Here is a 16,621-nt window from a genome sequence, read left to right on the forward strand (position 1 = left end):
TTTATAAGTCTTTTAATTCATCACCCAGGTGCCCCTTGTGGCAAAGGGCACGCAACGAAGCCTGCAGCGGAGGACGCGCTGTCGGCTTCATGACAATCACAGGTCGACGCTCAGCCGCGGAGCGGGCGCCAGCGGCGCAGCGGTCGTCACCTCGACCTCCTCTTCCATGGCCGACAGATCCTGCTGCTTGTGCACCACGAGCTGCGGCTCTCGCCCGCCCTCCTCCACGTCCAGGATGCAGCGGCGCAGCGCCGGCAGCGAGGGCATCTCGAACATGGTCGGTTGCAATGCCGCTTCGAGCACCGCGCGCAGGCCACGGGCGCCGGTCTTGCGCGCCAGGGCCTGGTCGGCGATGTGCGACAGTGCCGCCGGTGTCACTTCCAGCTCGATGCCCTGGTAGGCGAACAACTGTTGGTATTGGCGGATCAGCGCGTTGCGCGGCTCGCTGAGAATGCGTAGCAAGGTCGCGTGATCCAGCTCCTTGAGGAAGGTGACGATGGGGAAGCGGCCGATGAATTCCGGGATCAACCCGAACTCGTGCAGATCATCGGGCAGCAGCGCCGCCAGCAACTGGTTCATCGACGGCTGCTCGGCGCGCGGCCGGGCATGGAAACCGATAGCGGTGTCGCGCGGCTGGACGCGGCTGCACACCAGAGCCTCGAGCCCGGGAAAGGCGCCACCGGCGATGAACAGGATGTTGCGCGTATCGACCACCTGCTCTTCGCCGTGATCGCCGCGGCGACCGGACTTGGCGATGCGCACCTCGCTGCCCTCGACCATCTTCAGCAGGGCCTGCTGAACGCCCTCCCCGGAGATGTCGCGCATCGCCGTGGCGCCGCCACTGCGCTTGGCCAGCTTATCCACCTCATCGAGGTAGACGATGCCCCACTGCGCCTGCTGCACGTCGCCGCCGGCGGCTTCGAGCAGCCGCGCGATGATGCTGTCGACGTCGTCGCCGACATAACCGGCCTGGGTCAGGGTGGTGGCGTCGGCGGAGGCGAAGGGCACGCCGAGAATGCGCGCCAGGGTGCGCACCAGCAGCGTCTTGCCGGTGCCCGAGGGACCGGCCATGAGAATGTTGGATTTTTCCAGCTCGACCTGCTCACCGAGCTGGCAGACCGGCTCACGGTCGCTGTTGAGCAGCCGCAGGTAATGGTTGTAGACAGCCACGGCAAGGGTCTGCTTGGCCTCTTCCTGGCCGATCACCGAAGCGTCCAGGTGTTCCTTGTAGGCCGCCGGGGTGCGCAGTTGCGGCGCCAACTGCTGGCTGCGGCGGCGCTGCCCCCAACTGTTCACCACCTGGTGAGCGAGGTTGACGCACGCCTCGCAGATACGCCCTTCGTTGCCAGCGATCAGCGGCACCGTGGGGCTCTTTTCCGCGCCACAGAACGAACAGCGCGGGATATCCTCGGACTTGTCTTCAGCCATGGGCGAGGCTCTCCTCGATGACGAAGGCGGGAACCATCAGGGTTTCCAGCCACTGGCGCCGACGCGCCTTGTGCTGACGCTCGCGCAGCACCTCACGCAGACGATCCATTACGTCCTCCAGCGGCACCCGTCGGGCCGGCTGGACGAAATCGCAGCGCAGCAGATGAAAACCCAGCGGCGATTCCACCGGCTCGCTGATCTGCCCCGGCTCCAATTCGAAGAGCGCCTGCTCCAGCGCCCCATAGAGCATGCCGGGACGCACCTCGCCGAGTTCACCGCCCTGCAGCGCCGTCGGGCACTCCGAGTGCTTCATGGCCTGCTCGGCGAAACGCTCGGGCTTGCTCGCCAGGCGCCGGGCAATGGCCTCGATGCGCTCGCGCGCGGCTTGCCGACGGTTCTCCGGGAAGTCCTCGTTGATGGTCACCAGGATGTGCCGGGCACCGCGCAAGGGCGGCACGATGAAACGTTCCAGGTGATTGAAGTAGTACAGGCTCACCTCGGTATCACCGATCGTCGGCAACGCGGCGCAGACCCGCTCGAACACGGCCTCCACCCGCAGCTCGCGGGCCAGTTGCTCGCGCAAATCGGCATGTTCGAGGCCGGCGTCGTCGAGGGCCTGCTGCAAAACCTGCGGCTCGGCCTCGTCGAGCAGTTGCTGCCAGGCCTGCGCCAGGTGGCTCTCCGGCACCATCACGCCGAGGGCCTCGCGACTGCCGAGCACAGCGTTCTCCAGCGCGCGCTGGCGCTCGGCGATACGCGAAGCCTGCATTTGCTGGTCGGCATCGAGTTCGCCCGGCAGCCGACCGTAACGCTGCTGAGCCACACGTAGCAGGCGATAGCGCGCCACCGCGGCGTTTTCGAGCTCAGCCATGGACCACCTCCAACGCCTCGGCGACGGTCATTTCTACCGGCGCCAGGCTGGTCTCGGGTACTTGCAGCAGGAGACCGTTGCCAAAGTGCACGTGGTACTGGATGCCCTCGGGGAGGTCGCGCAGCACCTTCATCACGCTCCCTTCACCACCGAGCGGGATGATCACCTCGCCCCGTACGGCCAGGGCCCGGGTGGTCACCACGGCCTCACGAAACTCGAAGCGGTTGGGGACCCAGGGCGCCGACGCGGGAATCAACTCTTCTTCGCGACAGCCGATGGTGCGCCCCTCGGCGATGAAGTGGACGCGGTAGATCAACTGGTCCTGCAGGTAGGTGCCGACGTCGTAGACCACACCGACCGTGCCGCGGCGCATCAGCAGGGCACCGGTGTCCATGCCCGGGTAGGTGCCGTCGTTACGCACGTTGCGTATCAGGCGGACTTCTTCACCGTATTCGAACTGCGGCAGCATCGTCTTGCCCTCCCTAACCCAGCAGTTGCTCGAGCGGCACGAAGGTGGTCTGCGGCTCGCCGCGCTTGAACACCTTGAAGACCTTCTCCGTCAACGCGTCGGATTCGACGAAGTCCACGTAGGCCTGCGCCAGCAACTGGCGCAGCACGGCGTAACGCGGCGCTTCGGCCATCTCTTCGAGGTCGCCGGCCTTGCCCAGGTAGTCGTGGTAGCGCTGCATGATGTGCAGGCGGTTCACGTGCACCACATTCTGCTCGAAGGGAATGTCGAAGAAACCGAGGAAGTCCTCGGCCGAGACCAGTTCTTCCAGGGCTTCGTCGAGGCTCAGGCCGCAATCGGGGGAATAGCTCATGCGCGTCGCTCCGCGGTGGCAGTGGGAAAGGGAATGAGGATGGCGTCGTGCTCGGCGAGGATGCCCAGCAGCAACTGGGCGCCCAGCCGGTCCAGCGGGTCGAGCTCGCGGACCTTGCCGAGCATCGCCTTGCCCGCGGCGAAGCGGCCCAGGCGTAGATTCAGGTAACCCGCGCCCTTGAGCGCCAGCAGATACAGACGCAAGAGACCGAGGTTGGCCGCGCGCGCCTCGATCAGCTCGCTGCTCAGCGCATGCCAGTCGGCCGGCAGCTGCAGTCGCCCGGCGAGTACCGCGAGGATGCGCTCGGCGACCTGCAGCGCGGCCTCGGGCCGATGCCGGTAATAGTTGAAGCGATACAAACCGATGAGCACGCTGAGGTTCTCCGGCGCCAGCGCCTGGGCCTGCAGCAGAGCCCCCTCTGCGCTGCCTTCGGCATAGCCCTGGGCAGCCTGTTCGAGCAGCGCGTCCACGCGGGAATCCTGGGGATCGTCGAAATACAGGCCGTCGCCGGCGAAGTCCTGCAGGTCCATGGCTAGCCCCTCGCCGGCGCGAGCCGCTCGCGGCCGCCGGCGCAATCGTTGTCGCAGAGCGCGTTGTCCGGCTCGCAGTTGGCGTAGAAACGCTGCTGGCTGCCGGGCGGCATTTGGCCGCTGCTCTCCAGGCGCGCTTCCAGTCGATCGATGCGTTCCAGCAGGCAGGCGATGGCCTTGCCTACCGGGTCGGGAATCAGGTGATGGTCGAGGTCGATACCGTAGGGATTGATGCGCCCTGCTTCGCGCAAGCGCACGACCTTGCCGGGAATGCCGACCACCGTGCAGGTTTCCGGCACGTCCTGGACCACCACCGAATTGGCGCCGACGCGAGCGCCGGCACCGACGCAGATCGGTCCGAGAATCTTCGCCCCGGCGCCAACCATCACGCCGTCGCCCAGGGTCGGATGGCGCTTGCCCTTGCGCCAACTGGTGCCGCCCAGCGTCACGCCGTGGTAGAGGGTCACGTCGTTGCCGATCTCGGCGGTCTCACCGATCACCACGCAGGCGCCATGATCGATGAAGAAGCGCTCGCCGATGGTCGCCCCCGGATGGATGTCGACGTTGCTCAGCAGCCGCGCGAGAAAAGCCAGCAGCCGCGCCGGATAGCGCCAGCCGCGGCGCCACAGGCGGTTGGCCAGGCGATAGGCGATGATCGCGTGGACACCGGGATAGGTGGTGAGCACCTCGAAGGTGGTGCGCGCCGCCGGGTCACGCTGGAAGACGCAGCGCACGTCGTCACGCCATTGCTTGAACAGGCTCATGCGGCACCTCCGAGCAGGGCGCGCTGCTCTTCGCAGAGCAACTGATGGAAGCCGAGCAGTTCTTCGGCCAGCGGGCTGCGTTTGGTGCGCGTGGAGAAGGCACGGATGCGCCCAAGCAGCGCCTGGCACTGCGGGTCGTCCAGTTCGATGCCCAGCGCCTGGTAGCTGCTACGCACCATGTGCGCGCCGGAATGCTTTCCCAGCACCAGGCTGTGGCTGCGTCCCAGCTCGTCGGGGTTGAGCCCCTCGTAGTTGCGCCGATGCTTGAGCAGTCCATCCACGTGGATGCCCGCCTCATGGGTGAACACACCGGCGCCAACCACGCTCTTCTGCCAGGCCACCTGGCGCCCGGAGGCGCGTTCGACCAGCGCGGAGATCGCCGGAATCGCCAGGGTATCGATGCCGCAATCGATGCCGTGCAGGTGCTTGAGCGCCAGGGCGCACTCTTCCAGCGCGGCGTTGCCGGCGCGCTCGCCGAGCCCGTTCACCGTGGTGTTGATGTGGGTGGCGCCACCCTTTACCGCCGCCAGCGTGTTGGCGGTGGCCAGGCCGAAGTCGTCATGGGCGTGCACCTCCAGCTCCAGGTCGAGCCGCGCGCGGAGGAAGGCGAAACGCTCGTGGATGGTGAAGGGCTCCATCACCCCGACCGTATCGGCGAAGCGCAGACGCCGTGCCCCGGCGGCCTGGGCGATATGCCCGACCTGGACGATGAAGTCCGGATCGGCGCGCGAGGCGTCCTCGCAGCCCAGGCAGACTTCCAGCCCGGCCATGCGCGCCTGGGCCACCAGCCGCGCGACCTCGTCCAGCGCCCAGGCGCGGTCGCGCCCAAGCTTGTGCTGCAGCATCAGGTCCGAGACCGGCAATGACAGATCGACCATCTGCACGCCGGTGCCCAGCGCCGCGCGCAGGTCATGCTCGCTGAGCCGGCACCAGGCCAGCAGGCGCGTCGGCAGGCGCAGCTCGGCTATGGCCAGCATCACCTCGCGTTCCTCGTCGCCCATCGCCGGGATGCCGATTTCCAGCTCGCCCACCCCAAGGGCCGACAGGGCCTGGGCGATGGCGATCTTCTCATCGGCATTGAAGGCCACCCCGGCGCTCTGTTCGCCATCACGCAGGGTGGTGTCGTCGATCACGATGGACATCTCTGATTCTCCGACAAGGGCGGCCCTGAGGTCGCCGGGCTGGGGCTGACGGGTACCGCGGACTCAGGCGTAAACCGGGGCGAAGGCGCGATCGTGCTCGCGCAGCGGGCCGTCGCCATCCCAGTACGGCGACAGCTTGCGCAGTTGAGCGACGATCGGCGGCACTTCGCGGATGACCCGCTCGACCTCCTCCTCGGTGGTGTAGCGCGACAGCGAAAAACGCACCGTGCCGTGGGCGGCGGTGTAGGGAATGTCCATTGCCCGCATCACGTGGGAGGGCTCCAGCGAACCCGAGGTGCAGGCCGAACCACTGGAGGCGGCGATGCCGACCTTGTTCAGCAGCAGCAGGATGGCCTCCCCCTCGATGTACTCGAAGGCGATGCTCGCCGTGTTCGGCAGACGGTTGGCCGGATCGCCGGTGACGAAGGAATAGGGCACCGCGGCGAGGATGCCGGCCTCGAGCTTGTCACGCAGGCGTGCGACCTCGGTGTTCTCGTGCTCCATGAACAGCAGGGCGCGCTCGGCGGCCACGCCCAGGCCGACAATGGACGCGGCGTTCTCGGTGCCGGCCCGCCGACCACGCTCCTGATGCCCGCCGCGCAGCAGCGGACGGAAACGCGTGCCGCGGCGCAGGTAGAGCACACCGATGCCCTTGGGCGCATGCAGCTTGTGCCCGGATAGCGAGAGCATGTGGATGTGGGTGTCGGCCAGGTACATCGGCACCTTGCCGACGGCCTGCACGGCATCGGTGTGGAACATGATGCCGGCCTCGTCGGCCATGCGCGCCATTTCCTCGACCGGGAACAGGGTGCCGGTCTCGTTGTTGGCCCACATCACCGAGACCACTGCGACGTCGTCGCTGAGCAGTTCGGCGTACTCGGCCAGGTCCAGGCGACCGCATTTGTCGACCTTGAGCTTGTGTACGGTGTAGCCCTCGCTGGCGAGGTGATCGCACAGGCTCAGCACTGCGGGATGCTCGACCACGGTGGTGATGATGCTGCGCCGCTCGGGCTGCGCGCGCAGGGCCGAGAGAATCGCCGTGGAGTCGGATTCGGTACCGCAGGAGGTGAACACGATTTCCGAATCGTGCTCGGCACCCAGCAGCTTCTGCACACTCTGCCGCGCACGCTTGAGCGCCATACCGACCTGGTTGCCGAAGCTGTGCAGCGAGGACGGGTTGCCGAACTGCTCGGTGAAGTAAGGCAGCATGGCCTCGACCACTTCGGCATCGACGCGGGTGGTGGCGTTGTTGTCCAGGTAGACGTCGCTCATCTCACACCTCCAGTTGGGCCAGTTCTTTTTCGCTGGTGGGGATGACCTTGACGAACTCACCGAGCTCTTCGATCAGCCGCTGCTGGATGCCGCCCAGGGTCATCGCCGCCATCTGGCAGCCGGTGCAGGCGCCGGTGAGCTTGACGTAGACGTTGCGCCCATCGACTTCGAGCAACTCCACGTCGCCGCCATCACGCTGCAGGGTCGGGCGAATCGAGGCGAGCACCGTCTCGATGCGACGGATGCGTTGCAGGTTGCTCATCTTCGCCGGAGCAGGAACCGGGGCCGCTGTGCTCTCCGGGGAGACTGCAACCGGCGCCGGGGGCGGACTCTGCAAGGTGACCACGCCGGATTTCTTGCCACGCGCCTTGATCGGCGCCGGTACGAAGGTTTCACCACGGGCGGCCATTTCCTCGCCGAGCACGCGCTCCAGAGCCTCATGGCAGGCCGAACAACCACCGCCGGCCTTGGTGTAGTTGGTCACGTCCTCGACGCTGGAGAGGCGGTTGGCACGAATCGTCTCGCGCACCATCACCTCGTCCACGGCGAAGCACTTGCAGACCAGGGCGCCTTCCTCGTGGTCATCCTCGAGTTCCTCGCCACGGTAGTTGGCGACCGCCGCCTGTAGCGCCTCGCGCCCCATCACCGAGCAGTGCATCTTTTCCGGCGGCAGCCCGTCGAGGTAATCGGCGATGTCCTGATTACTGATCTTCAGCGCAGCGTCCAGGGTCAGCCCCTTGACCATCTCGGTGAGCGCCGACGACGAAGCGATCGCCGAACCACAGCCGAAGGTCTGGAAGCCGGCATCGAGGATGATGTCGGTCGCCGGGTCGACCTTGAGGGTCAGGCGCAGCGCATCGCCGCAACTGAGCGAACCCACGTCGCCGATGGCATTGGCCTCAGCCACCGCCCCGGCGTTCTTCGGGTTGTAGAAGTGTTCTTTGACCTTTTCCGAGTAGTCCCACATGGCCACCGGCCTCCCGATCTGTTCACGCGGCGCGCGGCGCCGCGGGCGCCCCATTAGCAGGCGAATGACTTACCGCAGCTGCAACTGCTCGCGGCGTTCGGATTGGTGAAGGTGAAGCCACTGCCTTCCATGCTCTCGACGAAGTCCATGGTCACGCCGGAAAGCAGCGGCGCGCTGGTGTCGTCGATGAGCAGGGTGATGCCCGAGCAGTCCACCTGCTGGTCGTCGGCGGCACCTTCTTCCTCGAGCTTGAGGCTGTACTTGTAGCCCGAGCAGCCGCCACCCTCGACGCGGATACGCAGTCCGGCGACGGGTTTGGCACTGCTGGTAATGAAACGGTTGACGGCGACGACGGCGCTGTCGGTCATGGTGATCATCGGCTCCACTCCTCTCGCTGGATGTTGCCCATGGCAAGCTTGGCGAAGGGAGCGGTGCAAGGCCGGTGCCATGCCCGCAAGGAGAGGGATTTACTTAGATATCAACGGATTGAGCGGATGGGCCGATCTCTAGGGCGTGTCGCGAAAAGCACCCGCGAAGCGACTTGTAGTTTTTGCTACAAGTCCCTCGACCGCTCAAGCAAGGCCATCGACGAAGTAGGAATTGCGATGCAGCTGCTCGGCGCCGTAGCGCGCCACCACGCAGCTCTGAGCACTCAGACGCCCGGCCGACAGGGTCAAACCCTGCTGCTGGATCAGTACGTCGCCCTTGCCCAGCGCCAACAGCCGCACGCCGCCGGATTGCTCGGCGCGGCGGTGCAGCGCCTCCAGCAAGTGTGCCTCCATCTGTCGCCAGGCCTCCAGGCTGGCGCCCTCCTCGCGCATCTGCGCGATGCGGGTGGCCAGTGCAGGCTCGGCAGCGAGTAGCCGCCGCAGTGTCTGCCGATTGCGCAGATGACTGCCCGGCCAAACCCGCAAACCGGCCTCGACACCCTGCGCCCGCAGGGCGATCCAGGCCGTCAGGTGCGGGCCGCCCACGCCATAGCTGTCACAGGCGCTGAGCACCTGCGCACTCTCCGGCGTGCCCACGTCGAGCAGGAAGCAGCGCTCGCCGACCAGCTGATGCAGCGCCGAGCACAACGCCGTCTCCGTCGCCAACTCCGCCATGCCACTGTCACGCAGGCGCTGCCCCTGACGCCGGCGCAGCACCGCCGGATGCACCGGCAGCGACGACTCCGGCGCACTGCGCAGACGCAGGGTGGCCAGGCGCGCCAGATAACGGTCGATGTGCTCCTCGTGCAGGCAACGGCGCAGCACCACGAAGCCATCGCGGGAGAAGGCAAAGCCGTCGAGCAACGGCAATGGACGGGCGGGCTCGGTCATGTCGGACTCCTGTTCCGAATATGCACTCAAACAAGAATACTTCTCAGTTACATAAAAACAAGCCCTGGGCGATAACGGGCGACGGACTGTCGCTGTCCATCGCAAAGCCCGTGCCCGCCACCTGAAGCGCCTCCGCGACCGCGGCAAGCCGCGTCAACCGGCCCCGGCACGGTGCTCAGCCGACGGCTCGAGACCTGTCGTCATGCATACAATTTTCTATATACTGTCGTATATATTACAGTCGAAACATGACGTACAGCCTCCTGAAACAGGCACCTCTGCACTGAACTATCGATTATTACCAATTCATAAATGATCCAAAAAACCTGCCAGCTCCGGCCTGCGACTTTCCTTCGCGCATGAAAAAGGCCCCGTCAGTCATCGCCGACGGGGCCTAGGGCCTGTTCCCGTTTCATTCACGGCCGCGCCGGCACCTGTTTTGCCGCGAGACAAGGCGCGAGTCGCAGGACTTGCCAAGGGAATGACACGGCCAGTCTGGTCATTGGCGGCGTCCTGCGCCTAACCGCAGGCCATTTCTGGCGAGAACGCGGGGCGGCCATCCGCGGTTCGCGAATGAAACGGGAACAGGCCCTAGCGACCGCAATGGAAACGGTTAGGCAGGCACACCGAGAATCACGTTGGACGCCTTGATTACAGCACTCACTGTCGCGCCCGGTTTGAGCCCCAGATCCGCCACCGCCTCGCGGGTGACGATCGAGGTGACCTCGGTACCGCCCTTGAGCTGGACCACCACTTCGCTGTTCACCGAGCCGGCCTGCACTTCCTTGACGGTACCGGCGAGCACGTTGCGCGCGGACAGGCGGATACCTTCGCTGTCGCTCATCAACATCACCCAGGGCGCCTTGACGATCGCCAGCACTTCGCTGCCGCTCGCCAGGCCGAGGGCCTCGACGCTCTCCACGGTCACCACCGACACCAGGTTGTCGCCCTGGCCCAGATCGATCATCACCTGGGCATTGACTGCGCCGTTGCGTATTTCGCGGACGACGCCCTTGAACAGGTTACGTGCACTGACTTTCATCGCTCATTCCTTGCCGAGTCGTGGATTTTGTCGGGCCCGCGACATCGCTATATCGTTCGCAACACAGAAAATGTCGAAAACCCCACAGGCCCTACCCGATCAATCTACTGCAGCCCTTTATAAACAAGGAAGCCTAGGAAAAAGGCCATTTGGTATAGCGCTTGCTTTACAGAAAAAAACGCCACCGGAGAACCACGCATGAGCGCCACCCGTTTCCTGGCCCGCATGTCCCTCGACACCGACGCCGGCACCGCCCTGTCCGACACCCGCATCCGCCTGCTCGAGGAGATCGACCGCGAAGGCTCGATCAATCGCGCGGCGAAGGCCGTGCCACTGTCCTACAAGGCGGCCTGGGATGCTCTGGACATCATGAACAACCTGGCCCCCGAACCGCTGGTGGTCCGCGTCAGCGGCGGACGCCAGGGCGGAGGCACGCAACTCACCGACTATGGCCGACGCATCGTCGCGATGTATCGCGCGCTGGAGATCGAATACCAGGCGGCGCTCGACCGCCTTTCCGCGCAGCTCGGCGAGGTGGAGGGCGATGTGCATTCGTTCCAGCGCCTGATGCAACGCATGGAGTTCAAGACCAGCGCGCGCAACCAGTTCTCCGGCCGGGTGGTCGGCCTGCGCCTGGGCGGCGTCGACTACGAAGTGCGCATCGCCATCGATGAGCACACCGAGATCGTCGCCATCATCACCCCCGCCAGCGCCGAGAACCTCGGCCTGGTCATCGGCCGCGAGATCACCGCACTGGTCAAGTCCTCGTCGGTGATGCTCAGCGTCGACCGCGATATCCGCCTGACCGCCCGCAACCAGTTGTGGGGCGAGGTGGCGGTGATCCACGAGGGGCCGGTGAACAACGAAGTCACCCTGCAGTTGCCCTCAGGGCGCAGCGTCACCAGCGTGGTCACCGCCGCGAGCTGCGCAAACCTGGGGCTCGCCGTCGGCGTGCCGGCTTGCGCACTGTTCAAGGCTTCCAGCGTCATTCTCGCGGGCTAATCCGCCACCTACCGCAACGTTCAAACAAGGAGTCGTCGATGAAAGCCATCCACCAACTGCTCGCCGCCCTCGGCCTGTCCCTGGCTGCCGCCAGCGCCCTGGCCGACGAGGTTCAGATTGCCGTGGCCGCCAACTTCACCGCACCGGTCAAGGAGATCGCCCAGGCCTTCGAGGCCGACACCGGACACAAGGTGGTCGCCGCCTTCGGCCCCACCGGTGGCCTCTACACCCAGATCAAGAACGGCGCGCCGTTCGAGGTGTTCTTCTCCGCCGACGACAGCACCCCGGCCAAGCTGGAACAGGAAGGCGACGTGGTGAAAGGCTCGCGCTTCACCTACGCCATCGGCACCCTGGTACTGTGGTCGCCCAAGGAAGGCTACGTCGACGATCAGGGCGAGGTGTTGAAGAAGAACGCCTTTGAGCACCTCTCCATCGCCAACCCGAAAACGGCCCCCTACGGCCTGGCCGCGACCCAGGTAATGGCCAAGCTGGGGTTGACCGAAGCCCTGCAGCCGAAGATCGTCGAAGGCAGCAACATCACTCAGGCCTACCAGTTCGTCGCCACCGGCAATGCCGAACTGGGCTTCGTCGCGCTGTCGCAGGTATTCAAGGACGGCAAGCTGACCAGCGGTTCGGCGTGGATGGTGCCGTCGGCGATGTACGAACCGATCCGCCAGGACGCGGTGATCCTCAACAAGGGTAAGGACAACCCCGCCGCGCAGGCCTTGGTCGAGTACCTGAAAGGGCCCAAAGCCGCCGCGATCATCAAATCCTACGGCTACGCCCTCTGACACAAGGACCCGAGGATGTCGCTCACCAGCGCCGACTTCGCCGCCATCTGGCTGACCCTCGAACTGGCTTCGCTGACCACCCTGCTGCTGTTGCTGATCGGCACGCCGATCGCCTGGTGGCTGGCGCGCACCCGCTCACCCCTCAAGGGCCCGCTGGGCGCGCTGGTGGCGTTGCCGCTGGTGCTGCCGCCGACGGTGCTGGGCTTCTACCTGCTGGTGACCATGGGCCCGAACGGTCCCGTGGGCCAGTTCACCCAGGCCCTCGGCCTGGGCACCCTGCCGTTCACCTTCGCCGGCCTGGTGGTCGGCTCGGTGTTCTATTCCATGCCGTTCGTCATCCAGCCGCTGCAGAACGCCTTCGAGGCGATCGGCGAGCGTCCGCTGGAGGTCGCCGCGACCCTGCGCGCCAGCCCCTGGGACTGTTTCTTCAGCGTGGTCCTGCCGCTGGCGCGACCGGGCTTTATCACCGCCGCGATCCTCGGCTTCGCCCACACCGTGGGCGAATTCGGCGTGGTGATGATGATCGGCGGCAACATCCCCGGGCATACCCGCACGGTCTCCGTGCAGATCTTCGATCATGTCGAGGCCATGGAGTACGCCCAGGCGCACTGGCTGGCCGGCGGCATGCTGCTGTTCTCCTTCCTCGTGCTGCTGGCGCTGTACTCCAGCCGCCGCTTCAAGCCGGGGCTCAATTGAAACCGCTTTCGCCGAGGGCCCCTGCGCATGCCTGACCGCTCCATCCAGGCCCGTTTCAAGCTCGATTACCCGGGCTTCTCGCTGGACGTCGACCTGACGCTGCCCGGGCACGGCATCACCGCACTGTTCGGCCACTCCGGGTCCGGCAAGACCACCTGCCTGCGCTGCGTGGCTGGCCTGGAACGCGCGCCGCACGCCCAGCTGTCGATCAACGGCGAAGTCTGGCAGGACAGCGCCCGTGGGCTCTTCGTCCCGGTGCACCGGCGCCCGCTGGGCTACGTGTTCCAGGAAGCGAGCCTGTTCCCCCACCTGAGCGTGCGCCGCAACCTGCAGTACGGCCAGCGCCGTGTGGCCCGCGACGAGCGTCGTGTCGACTGGCAGCGCATCCTCGACCTGCTGGGCATCGACCCTCTGCTCGAACGCATGCCCTCGCACCTCTCCGGCGGTGAGCGGCAGCGCGTCGGTATCGCCCGCGCCCTGCTGAGCAGTCCGCGCCTGCTGCTGATGGATGAGCCCCTGGCCGCGCTGGATCTCAAGCGCAAGAGCGAGATCCTGCCCTATCTCGAGCGGCTGCATGACGATCTGGACATCCCGGTGCTCTACGTCAGCCACTCCCCCGACGAGGTAGCGCGCCTGGCCGATCACGTGGTGATGCTCGAGGGTGGGCGGGTCATCGCCCAGGGCGGCCTGCAGGAGACCCTGGCGCGCCTGGACCTGCCGCTGGCGTTCGATGAGGATGCCGGCGTGGTGATCGAAAGCCGCGTACAGGAGCACGACGAGCGCTATCACCTCACCCGCCTGTGCTTTACCGGAGGCGATGTGCTGGTGGCACGGCGCCCCGAGGCACTCGGCAGCACCTTGCGCTTTCGCGTGCACGCCCGCGACGTCAGCCTGGCCCGCGAGCGCCACGACGACAGCAGCATCACCAACATCATCCCCGCACGGGTCCAGCAGACCGCCGACGCGGATACCCCGGCGCACCTACTGGTCCGTCTGGACGCCGGCGGCACGCCACTGCTGGCGCGCATCACCCGACGATCGGCCGAGCAACTGGGCGTACTGCCCGGCGCCCAGTTGTGGGCGCAGATCAAGGCCGTCGCTCTGCTCGGCTGAAATCTCCAGTTCGAGCCTTACACGCCCCCCTACCGAGCTCGAATAGACAAAAAACCGCAGCCCTGGCAGCGCACACAGCGCTCCAGCAAGGCCAGTGTCCGCCTGCCGCGGCTGTCGTGCGTGTCGCACAAAGGCTTGTCGGGTTGCTGCCAATACGCCAAAAGGTAAAACCCAAGCCTTTGATTCAAAAGAACAAAAAATGGCATTGAGGTTGCAGCAGGGCTGTCGGCACCTTCGCCAGCACAAGGGGAACCCCGATGTCCGTACAACAGATCAAGGCGTTTGCCGACGCCGCCAGGAACGACGCCGCTCTGGGCGAGCAACTCAAAGCCTGCCAGAAAGTGCGCGAGCTACTCGCACTGAGCCAGACCAGTGGCTTCGCCTTCGTCGAGGATGCGCTGTATCCGCCAAACGAACCGCAGTTCCGCGAGGAGCAACTCTCCGAGCGATTGGTCAAGGCGCTGCTGCGCGCCTGAGCCGGCTATGACCGACACGCGGCCGTCCCTCAGCGACCGCGTGCTCAGCCGATCAGCACCTCGTAGGCCCGCCGCAGCAGCTCACGGTCGAGCCAGGGCATGCCGATGCTGTCGGTGATGGCGATCCAGCGCGTGCCGGCGACCGGCTCGCACAGGTCATGCCCCGGTAGCGCCCCCAGGTACACAGGCAGGATGCCGCCGGGAATCTCCAGGCGTACCTGGTAGTCGCCAATGACTTCCAGCTCCGGCAGACCGGTCCGCTGGCGCAATTGCGCCAGTGCCATCGCCGGGTGCGGTAGTGGCCTGTCATCGGAGGATTCGACGAACACCGAGAGCGCCGGCAGAGCCTCGGGCAGCAACACACCGCTGCCCCGTTGCTGCGGCACCAGAAAATGCAGCCGGGCACTGACCGGATGCTTGTGGCAGACCAGCATCCGCCAATCCAACGCGGCAGCCGTCATGCGTCCAGCTCCAGCAGCGCATATTCCACGGGGCCGGCGAACAGCCGGGTACCGCCCTCGGCGACCACCTGGCGCGCCGCCACGGGGTCGCGAACGCGCACCCCGGCCAGGTAGTCGACGCCGAAGTCGCGCCAGCCGGCATGCCACGGCAGGCTAGGCCCCATCAGCACCACACAGGCATCCTCCGCCAATTCCAGCAGGCGCGGCAGGCTCTTGTTGATCAGGCTGCTGGCGGTGACGAAGACCCAGTCGGCCTGCGGCAGAAGCGTTTCCGCGGCGGTGTCCGGCAGATCGCCCGGCTGTGGGTGGCGCTCCAGGCAGCGGTAGGGCAGGTCATGCCAGAGCGTGTCCAGCCCCGGATAATGGCCGATGACCACCACCTGGCGGCCCTCCAGGCGTGGGCGGAAATGCGCGAACACGCGCAGTTGTCCAGGGACGTCGGCGCTCAGCGGCTTCGCCTCGGCCATGATCCCGTCGGGACGGTTGAGCCGGGCGTTGAGCACCGCCAGCCCCACCGCCGCCTCGGCCTCGTTCCAGGAACGCAACCAGGACTGCAGTTCATCCGCCGGGCGCCCGGCCAGCGTACCGGCCCAGGGCAACGTGCGGGGCACCTGGCGCGGACTGAAGGCGAAGCCCAGGCGACCTTCGACCTCGGCGCAGCTCCAGCTCAAGCCCAGGTTCACCGAGGCGACCGTAGCGTTGCTCGCAGCCTCGGCCAGCAGCCAATCGTAGAGTTCCGCCATCAGCTGGGCTCCGGCAACAGGCGCAGTTCCTGGCGCAGGGCATCGGCCCGGCCCCAGGCAGTCGCCGCCTCGATGAACCAGCCGGGACGCTGCGGGTGCTGCCGGCAGACGTCGAACTCGGCATACAGGCTGCCGCTCTCGGAAAGCTGGATGCTGCCGCGATAAGCGCCGTCGGGTGTACGCCACCAGGCATGCAGGGAGCGACTGTGATCGTAGGGATCTTCACGCAGCTCCGTCTGGTTGGCAGGACCGGCCGGCAATAACTGGGGATCCAGACCGACGCGCAAGAGTTCATCAGCCAGGCGTCGCAGCACCTCGCCAAACAGGTCCTGGGCCTTGTCCAGCCGCAGGGACAGGGTTTCCATCACTCGCCATCCTCCTCGAAAGCACGGGCGATACGCAGGAATGCGCCGCCACCGATCTCATCCACCGGGTCCAGCCATTCGAGCGCCTCGAGCACCCGGCGCGCGCGAGCCACATGACCACGGCGCAGGCGGATCACCCCCAGCGCCTTCAGGCTGAACAGGTAGAGTCGCGCCGCACCGTCGCGCTGCGACCAGTCGCAGCTGTGCGGCCGCAGCCGACGATAGTTGCGGTCGAAGCCGCCACCGTGGGCCGCAACGCGCAGCGCCCGCCAGGTGGCGACCTCGGCCTCGCGGTAACGCGCGGCGACGAAGTAGAACTTGTACAGCGCGACGTGCGCATCGGCCAATTGCGGCCAGCGCTCGCGCGCCTGCAGCAGGAGTCCCTCGCTGCGCGCAGGATCCGCCAGCGCCTGGTCGAGCATTTCGCGCAGCGCCCGCGGCGCCTCGGCGGAGAAATAGGCTCGCTCGCCCAGCGCCAGCAACGCCATTACCAGATTTCCGCGGGCGTCAGCTTGTCCGGCCAGGGCGTGCCGGCGAGCAGGTGCTCGATGATGACCTCGGCGTCCTCGGGTTCGGCCCAGCTGTACATGACCGAGCCGGGGTAGATCAGCAGGTTGGCGCCAGCCTGACACGGCCCCAGGCAACCGGTGGAAGTGAGGGCCACGCGGTTCTGCAGGTTTCGCTTGATCAACGCCTGGGCCAGTGCGTCACGCAATGCTTCTCCACCCTTGGCACCGCAACTGCCGCGCGGATGGCCTTCGGGCCGGCGCAGCGTGCAGACGAACAGGTGGAACTCGGGCTTGGCCATCACTGACTCC

Annotated in this window: 22 protein-coding genes; 5 read left to right on the forward strand and 17 right to left on the reverse strand. The window is 66.3% G+C overall.

Going from position 1 to position 16,621, the window contains the following annotated elements:
* Positions 1-96 precede the first annotated feature (96 nt).
* The 12 genes from clpX to ACYRGX_RS21345 all read right to left on the reverse strand — a co-directional run bounded on the left by clpX (position 97) and on the right by ACYRGX_RS21345 (position 10,156).
* A complete protein-coding gene (gene clpX / locus ACYRGX_RS21290; RefSeq protein ID WP_473054408.1) occupies positions 97-1,428 on the reverse strand; it encodes an ATP-dependent Clp protease ATP-binding subunit ClpX in 1,332 nt (443 codons plus the stop codon).
* Complete coding sequence (gene nifM / locus ACYRGX_RS21295) at positions 1,421-2,299, reverse strand: nitrogen fixation protein NifM (protein WP_473054409.1); 879 nt, start codon at positions 2,297-2,299, stop codon at positions 1,421-1,423. The genes clpX and nifM overlap by 8 nt, the downstream gene beginning before the upstream one ends.
* Positions 2,292-2,768 carry a nitrogen fixation protein NifZ gene (locus ACYRGX_RS21300; protein WP_473054410.1) on the reverse strand — a complete coding sequence of 159 codons (477 nt, stop codon included), beginning with the start codon at positions 2,766-2,768 and terminating at the stop codon, positions 2,292-2,294. The genes nifM and ACYRGX_RS21300 overlap by 8 nt, the downstream gene beginning before the upstream one ends.
* Positions 2,769-2,781: 13 nt before the next feature.
* Positions 2,782-3,120, reverse strand: a complete 339-nt coding sequence (gene nifW, locus ACYRGX_RS21305) for a nitrogenase-stabilizing/protective protein NifW (protein ID WP_473054411.1) — start codon at positions 3,118-3,120, stop codon at positions 2,782-2,784.
* Complete coding sequence (locus ACYRGX_RS21310) at positions 3,117-3,650, reverse strand: hypothetical protein (RefSeq protein ID WP_473054412.1); 534 nt, start codon at positions 3,648-3,650, stop codon at positions 3,117-3,119. Before ACYRGX_RS21310 ends, nifW begins: the two co-directional genes overlap by 4 nt.
* A gap of 2 nt (positions 3,651-3,652) precedes the next feature.
* Complete coding sequence (gene cysE / locus ACYRGX_RS21315) at positions 3,653-4,414, reverse strand: serine O-acetyltransferase (protein ID WP_473054413.1); 762 nt, start codon at positions 4,412-4,414, stop codon at positions 3,653-3,655.
* Entirely contained in the window at positions 4,411-5,556 is a 1,146-nt protein-coding gene (nifV, locus tag ACYRGX_RS21320; RefSeq protein ID WP_473054414.1) for a homocitrate synthase, read from the reverse strand. Before nifV ends, cysE begins: the two co-directional genes overlap by 4 nt.
* 63 nt (positions 5,557-5,619) lie before the next feature.
* Complete coding sequence (nifS, locus tag ACYRGX_RS21325) at positions 5,620-6,828, reverse strand: cysteine desulfurase NifS (protein WP_473054415.1); 1,209 nt, start codon at positions 6,826-6,828, stop codon at positions 5,620-5,622.
* A 1-nt stretch (position 6,829) separates the two neighbouring features.
* Positions 6,830-7,795, reverse strand: coding sequence for a Fe-S cluster assembly protein NifU (gene nifU / locus ACYRGX_RS21330; protein WP_473054416.1), 966 nt, complete (start codon positions 7,793-7,795; stop codon positions 6,830-6,832).
* 53 nt (positions 7,796-7,848) lie between these two features.
* The gene (locus ACYRGX_RS21335; protein WP_473054417.1) at positions 7,849-8,172 is read right to left on the reverse strand and encodes a HesB/IscA family protein; all 324 of its coding nucleotides are present in this window, start codon (positions 8,170-8,172) and stop codon (positions 7,849-7,851) included.
* Between the two features lie 195 nt (positions 8,173-8,367).
* Positions 8,368-9,114 (reverse strand): phytanoyl-CoA dioxygenase family protein, encoded by a 747-nt coding sequence (locus tag ACYRGX_RS21340; protein ID WP_473054418.1) that lies wholly within the window; start codon positions 9,112-9,114, stop codon positions 8,368-8,370.
* A gap of 613 nt (positions 9,115-9,727) precedes the next feature.
* Positions 9,728-10,156, reverse strand: coding sequence for a TOBE domain-containing protein (locus tag ACYRGX_RS21345; protein WP_473054419.1), 429 nt, complete (start codon positions 10,154-10,156; stop codon positions 9,728-9,730).
* A 198-nt stretch (positions 10,157-10,354) separates the two neighbouring features.
* Here ACYRGX_RS21345 and ACYRGX_RS21350 point away from each other — a divergent pair, with 198 nt between their 5' ends.
* The 5 genes from ACYRGX_RS21350 to ACYRGX_RS21370 all read left to right on the forward strand — a co-directional run bounded on the left by ACYRGX_RS21350 (position 10,355) and on the right by ACYRGX_RS21370 (position 14,234).
* Positions 10,355-11,158, forward strand: a complete 804-nt coding sequence (locus ACYRGX_RS21350; protein ID WP_473054420.1) for a TOBE domain-containing protein — start codon at positions 10,355-10,357, stop codon at positions 11,156-11,158.
* A 38-nt stretch (positions 11,159-11,196) separates the two neighbouring features.
* Complete coding sequence (gene modA, locus ACYRGX_RS21355) at positions 11,197-11,949, forward strand: molybdate ABC transporter substrate-binding protein (protein WP_473054421.1); 753 nt, start codon at positions 11,197-11,199, stop codon at positions 11,947-11,949.
* A gap of 15 nt (positions 11,950-11,964) precedes the next feature.
* The gene (gene modB, locus ACYRGX_RS21360; RefSeq protein ID WP_473054422.1) at positions 11,965-12,645 is read left to right on the forward strand and encodes a molybdate ABC transporter permease subunit; all 681 of its coding nucleotides are present in this window, start codon (positions 11,965-11,967) and stop codon (positions 12,643-12,645) included.
* A gap of 27 nt (positions 12,646-12,672) precedes the next feature.
* Complete coding sequence (modC, locus tag ACYRGX_RS21365; protein WP_473054423.1) at positions 12,673-13,758, forward strand: molybdenum ABC transporter ATP-binding protein; 1,086 nt, start codon at positions 12,673-12,675, stop codon at positions 13,756-13,758.
* Positions 13,759-14,015: 257 nt separating this feature from the next.
* Complete coding sequence (locus ACYRGX_RS21370; protein WP_473054424.1) at positions 14,016-14,234, forward strand: Nif11-like leader peptide family natural product precursor; 219 nt, start codon at positions 14,016-14,018, stop codon at positions 14,232-14,234.
* Between the two features lie 44 nt (positions 14,235-14,278).
* Here the strand turns inward: ACYRGX_RS21370 and ACYRGX_RS21375 are convergent, their stop codons facing one another.
* The 5 genes from ACYRGX_RS21375 to ACYRGX_RS21395 are packed head-to-tail and all read right to left on the reverse strand — an operon-like array spanning position 14,279 to position 16,611.
* Positions 14,279-14,695 (reverse strand): hypothetical protein, encoded by a 417-nt coding sequence (locus ACYRGX_RS21375; protein WP_473054425.1) that lies wholly within the window; start codon positions 14,693-14,695, stop codon positions 14,279-14,281.
* Positions 14,692-15,438 (reverse strand): Rossmann-like domain-containing protein, encoded by a 747-nt coding sequence (locus tag ACYRGX_RS21380; RefSeq protein ID WP_473054426.1) that lies wholly within the window; start codon positions 15,436-15,438, stop codon positions 14,692-14,694. The genes ACYRGX_RS21375 and ACYRGX_RS21380 overlap by 4 nt, the downstream gene beginning before the upstream one ends.
* A complete protein-coding gene (locus tag ACYRGX_RS21385; protein WP_473054427.1) occupies positions 15,438-15,803 on the reverse strand; it encodes a hypothetical protein in 366 nt (121 codons plus the stop codon). Before ACYRGX_RS21385 ends, ACYRGX_RS21380 begins: the two co-directional genes overlap by 1 nt.
* A complete protein-coding gene (locus ACYRGX_RS21390) occupies positions 15,803-16,291 on the reverse strand; it encodes a hypothetical protein (RefSeq protein WP_473054428.1) in 489 nt (162 codons plus the stop codon). The genes ACYRGX_RS21385 and ACYRGX_RS21390 overlap by 1 nt, the downstream gene beginning before the upstream one ends.
* Positions 16,291-16,611 (reverse strand): (2Fe-2S) ferredoxin domain-containing protein, encoded by a 321-nt coding sequence (locus tag ACYRGX_RS21395; RefSeq protein WP_473054429.1) that lies wholly within the window; start codon positions 16,609-16,611, stop codon positions 16,291-16,293. The genes ACYRGX_RS21390 and ACYRGX_RS21395 overlap by 1 nt, the downstream gene beginning before the upstream one ends.
* Positions 16,612-16,621: the final 10 nt, after the last annotated feature.

The sequence above is a fragment of the Pseudomonas sp. R4-15 genome (assembly GCF_055768815.1).

Coding starts and splice junctions, on each gene's coding strand:
- clpX (WP_473054408.1), bottom strand. CDS start 1,428: ATGGCTGAAGACAAGTCCGAGGATATCCCGCGCTGTTCGTTCTGTGGC.
- nifM (WP_473054409.1), bottom strand. CDS start 2,299: ATGGCTGAGCTCGAAAACGCCGCGGTGGCGCGCTATCGCCTGCTACGT.
- ACYRGX_RS21300 (WP_473054410.1), bottom strand. CDS start 2,768: ATGCTGCCGCAGTTCGAATACGGTGAAGAAGTCCGCCTGATACGCAAC.
- nifW (WP_473054411.1), bottom strand. CDS start 3,120: ATGAGCTATTCCCCCGATTGCGGCCTGAGCCTCGACGAAGCCCTGGAA.
- ACYRGX_RS21310 (WP_473054412.1), bottom strand. CDS start 3,650: ATGGACCTGCAGGACTTCGCCGGCGACGGCCTGTATTTCGACGATCCC.
- cysE (WP_473054413.1), bottom strand. CDS start 4,414: ATGAGCCTGTTCAAGCAATGGCGTGACGACGTGCGCTGCGTCTTCCAG.
- nifV (WP_473054414.1), bottom strand. CDS start 5,556: ATGTCCATCGTGATCGACGACACCACCCTGCGTGATGGCGAACAGAGC.
- nifS (WP_473054415.1), bottom strand. CDS start 6,828: ATGAGCGACGTCTACCTGGACAACAACGCCACCACCCGCGTCGATGCC.
- nifU (WP_473054416.1), bottom strand. CDS start 7,795: ATGTGGGACTACTCGGAAAAGGTCAAAGAACACTTCTACAACCCGAAG.
- ACYRGX_RS21335 (WP_473054417.1), bottom strand. CDS start 8,172: ATGATCACCATGACCGACAGCGCCGTCGTCGCCGTCAACCGTTTCATT.
- ACYRGX_RS21340 (WP_473054418.1), bottom strand. CDS start 9,114: ATGACCGAGCCCGCCCGTCCATTGCCGTTGCTCGACGGCTTTGCCTTC.
- ACYRGX_RS21345 (WP_473054419.1), bottom strand. CDS start 10,156: ATGAAAGTCAGTGCACGTAACCTGTTCAAGGGCGTCGTCCGCGAAATA.
- ACYRGX_RS21350 (WP_473054420.1), top strand. CDS start 10,355: ATGAGCGCCACCCGTTTCCTGGCCCGCATGTCCCTCGACACCGACGCC.
- modA (WP_473054421.1), top strand. CDS start 11,197: ATGAAAGCCATCCACCAACTGCTCGCCGCCCTCGGCCTGTCCCTGGCT.
- modB (WP_473054422.1), top strand. CDS start 11,965: ATGTCGCTCACCAGCGCCGACTTCGCCGCCATCTGGCTGACCCTCGAA.
- modC (WP_473054423.1), top strand. CDS start 12,673: ATGCCTGACCGCTCCATCCAGGCCCGTTTCAAGCTCGATTACCCGGGC.
- ACYRGX_RS21370 (WP_473054424.1), top strand. CDS start 14,016: ATGTCCGTACAACAGATCAAGGCGTTTGCCGACGCCGCCAGGAACGAC.
- ACYRGX_RS21375 (WP_473054425.1), bottom strand. CDS start 14,695: ATGACGGCTGCCGCGTTGGATTGGCGGATGCTGGTCTGCCACAAGCAT.
- ACYRGX_RS21380 (WP_473054426.1), bottom strand. CDS start 15,438: ATGGCGGAACTCTACGATTGGCTGCTGGCCGAGGCTGCGAGCAACGCT.
- ACYRGX_RS21385 (WP_473054427.1), bottom strand. CDS start 15,803: ATGGAAACCCTGTCCCTGCGGCTGGACAAGGCCCAGGACCTGTTTGGC.
- ACYRGX_RS21390 (WP_473054428.1), bottom strand. CDS start 16,291: ATGGCGTTGCTGGCGCTGGGCGAGCGAGCCTATTTCTCCGCCGAGGCG.
- ACYRGX_RS21395 (WP_473054429.1), bottom strand. CDS start 16,611: ATGGCCAAGCCCGAGTTCCACCTGTTCGTCTGCACGCTGCGCCGGCCC.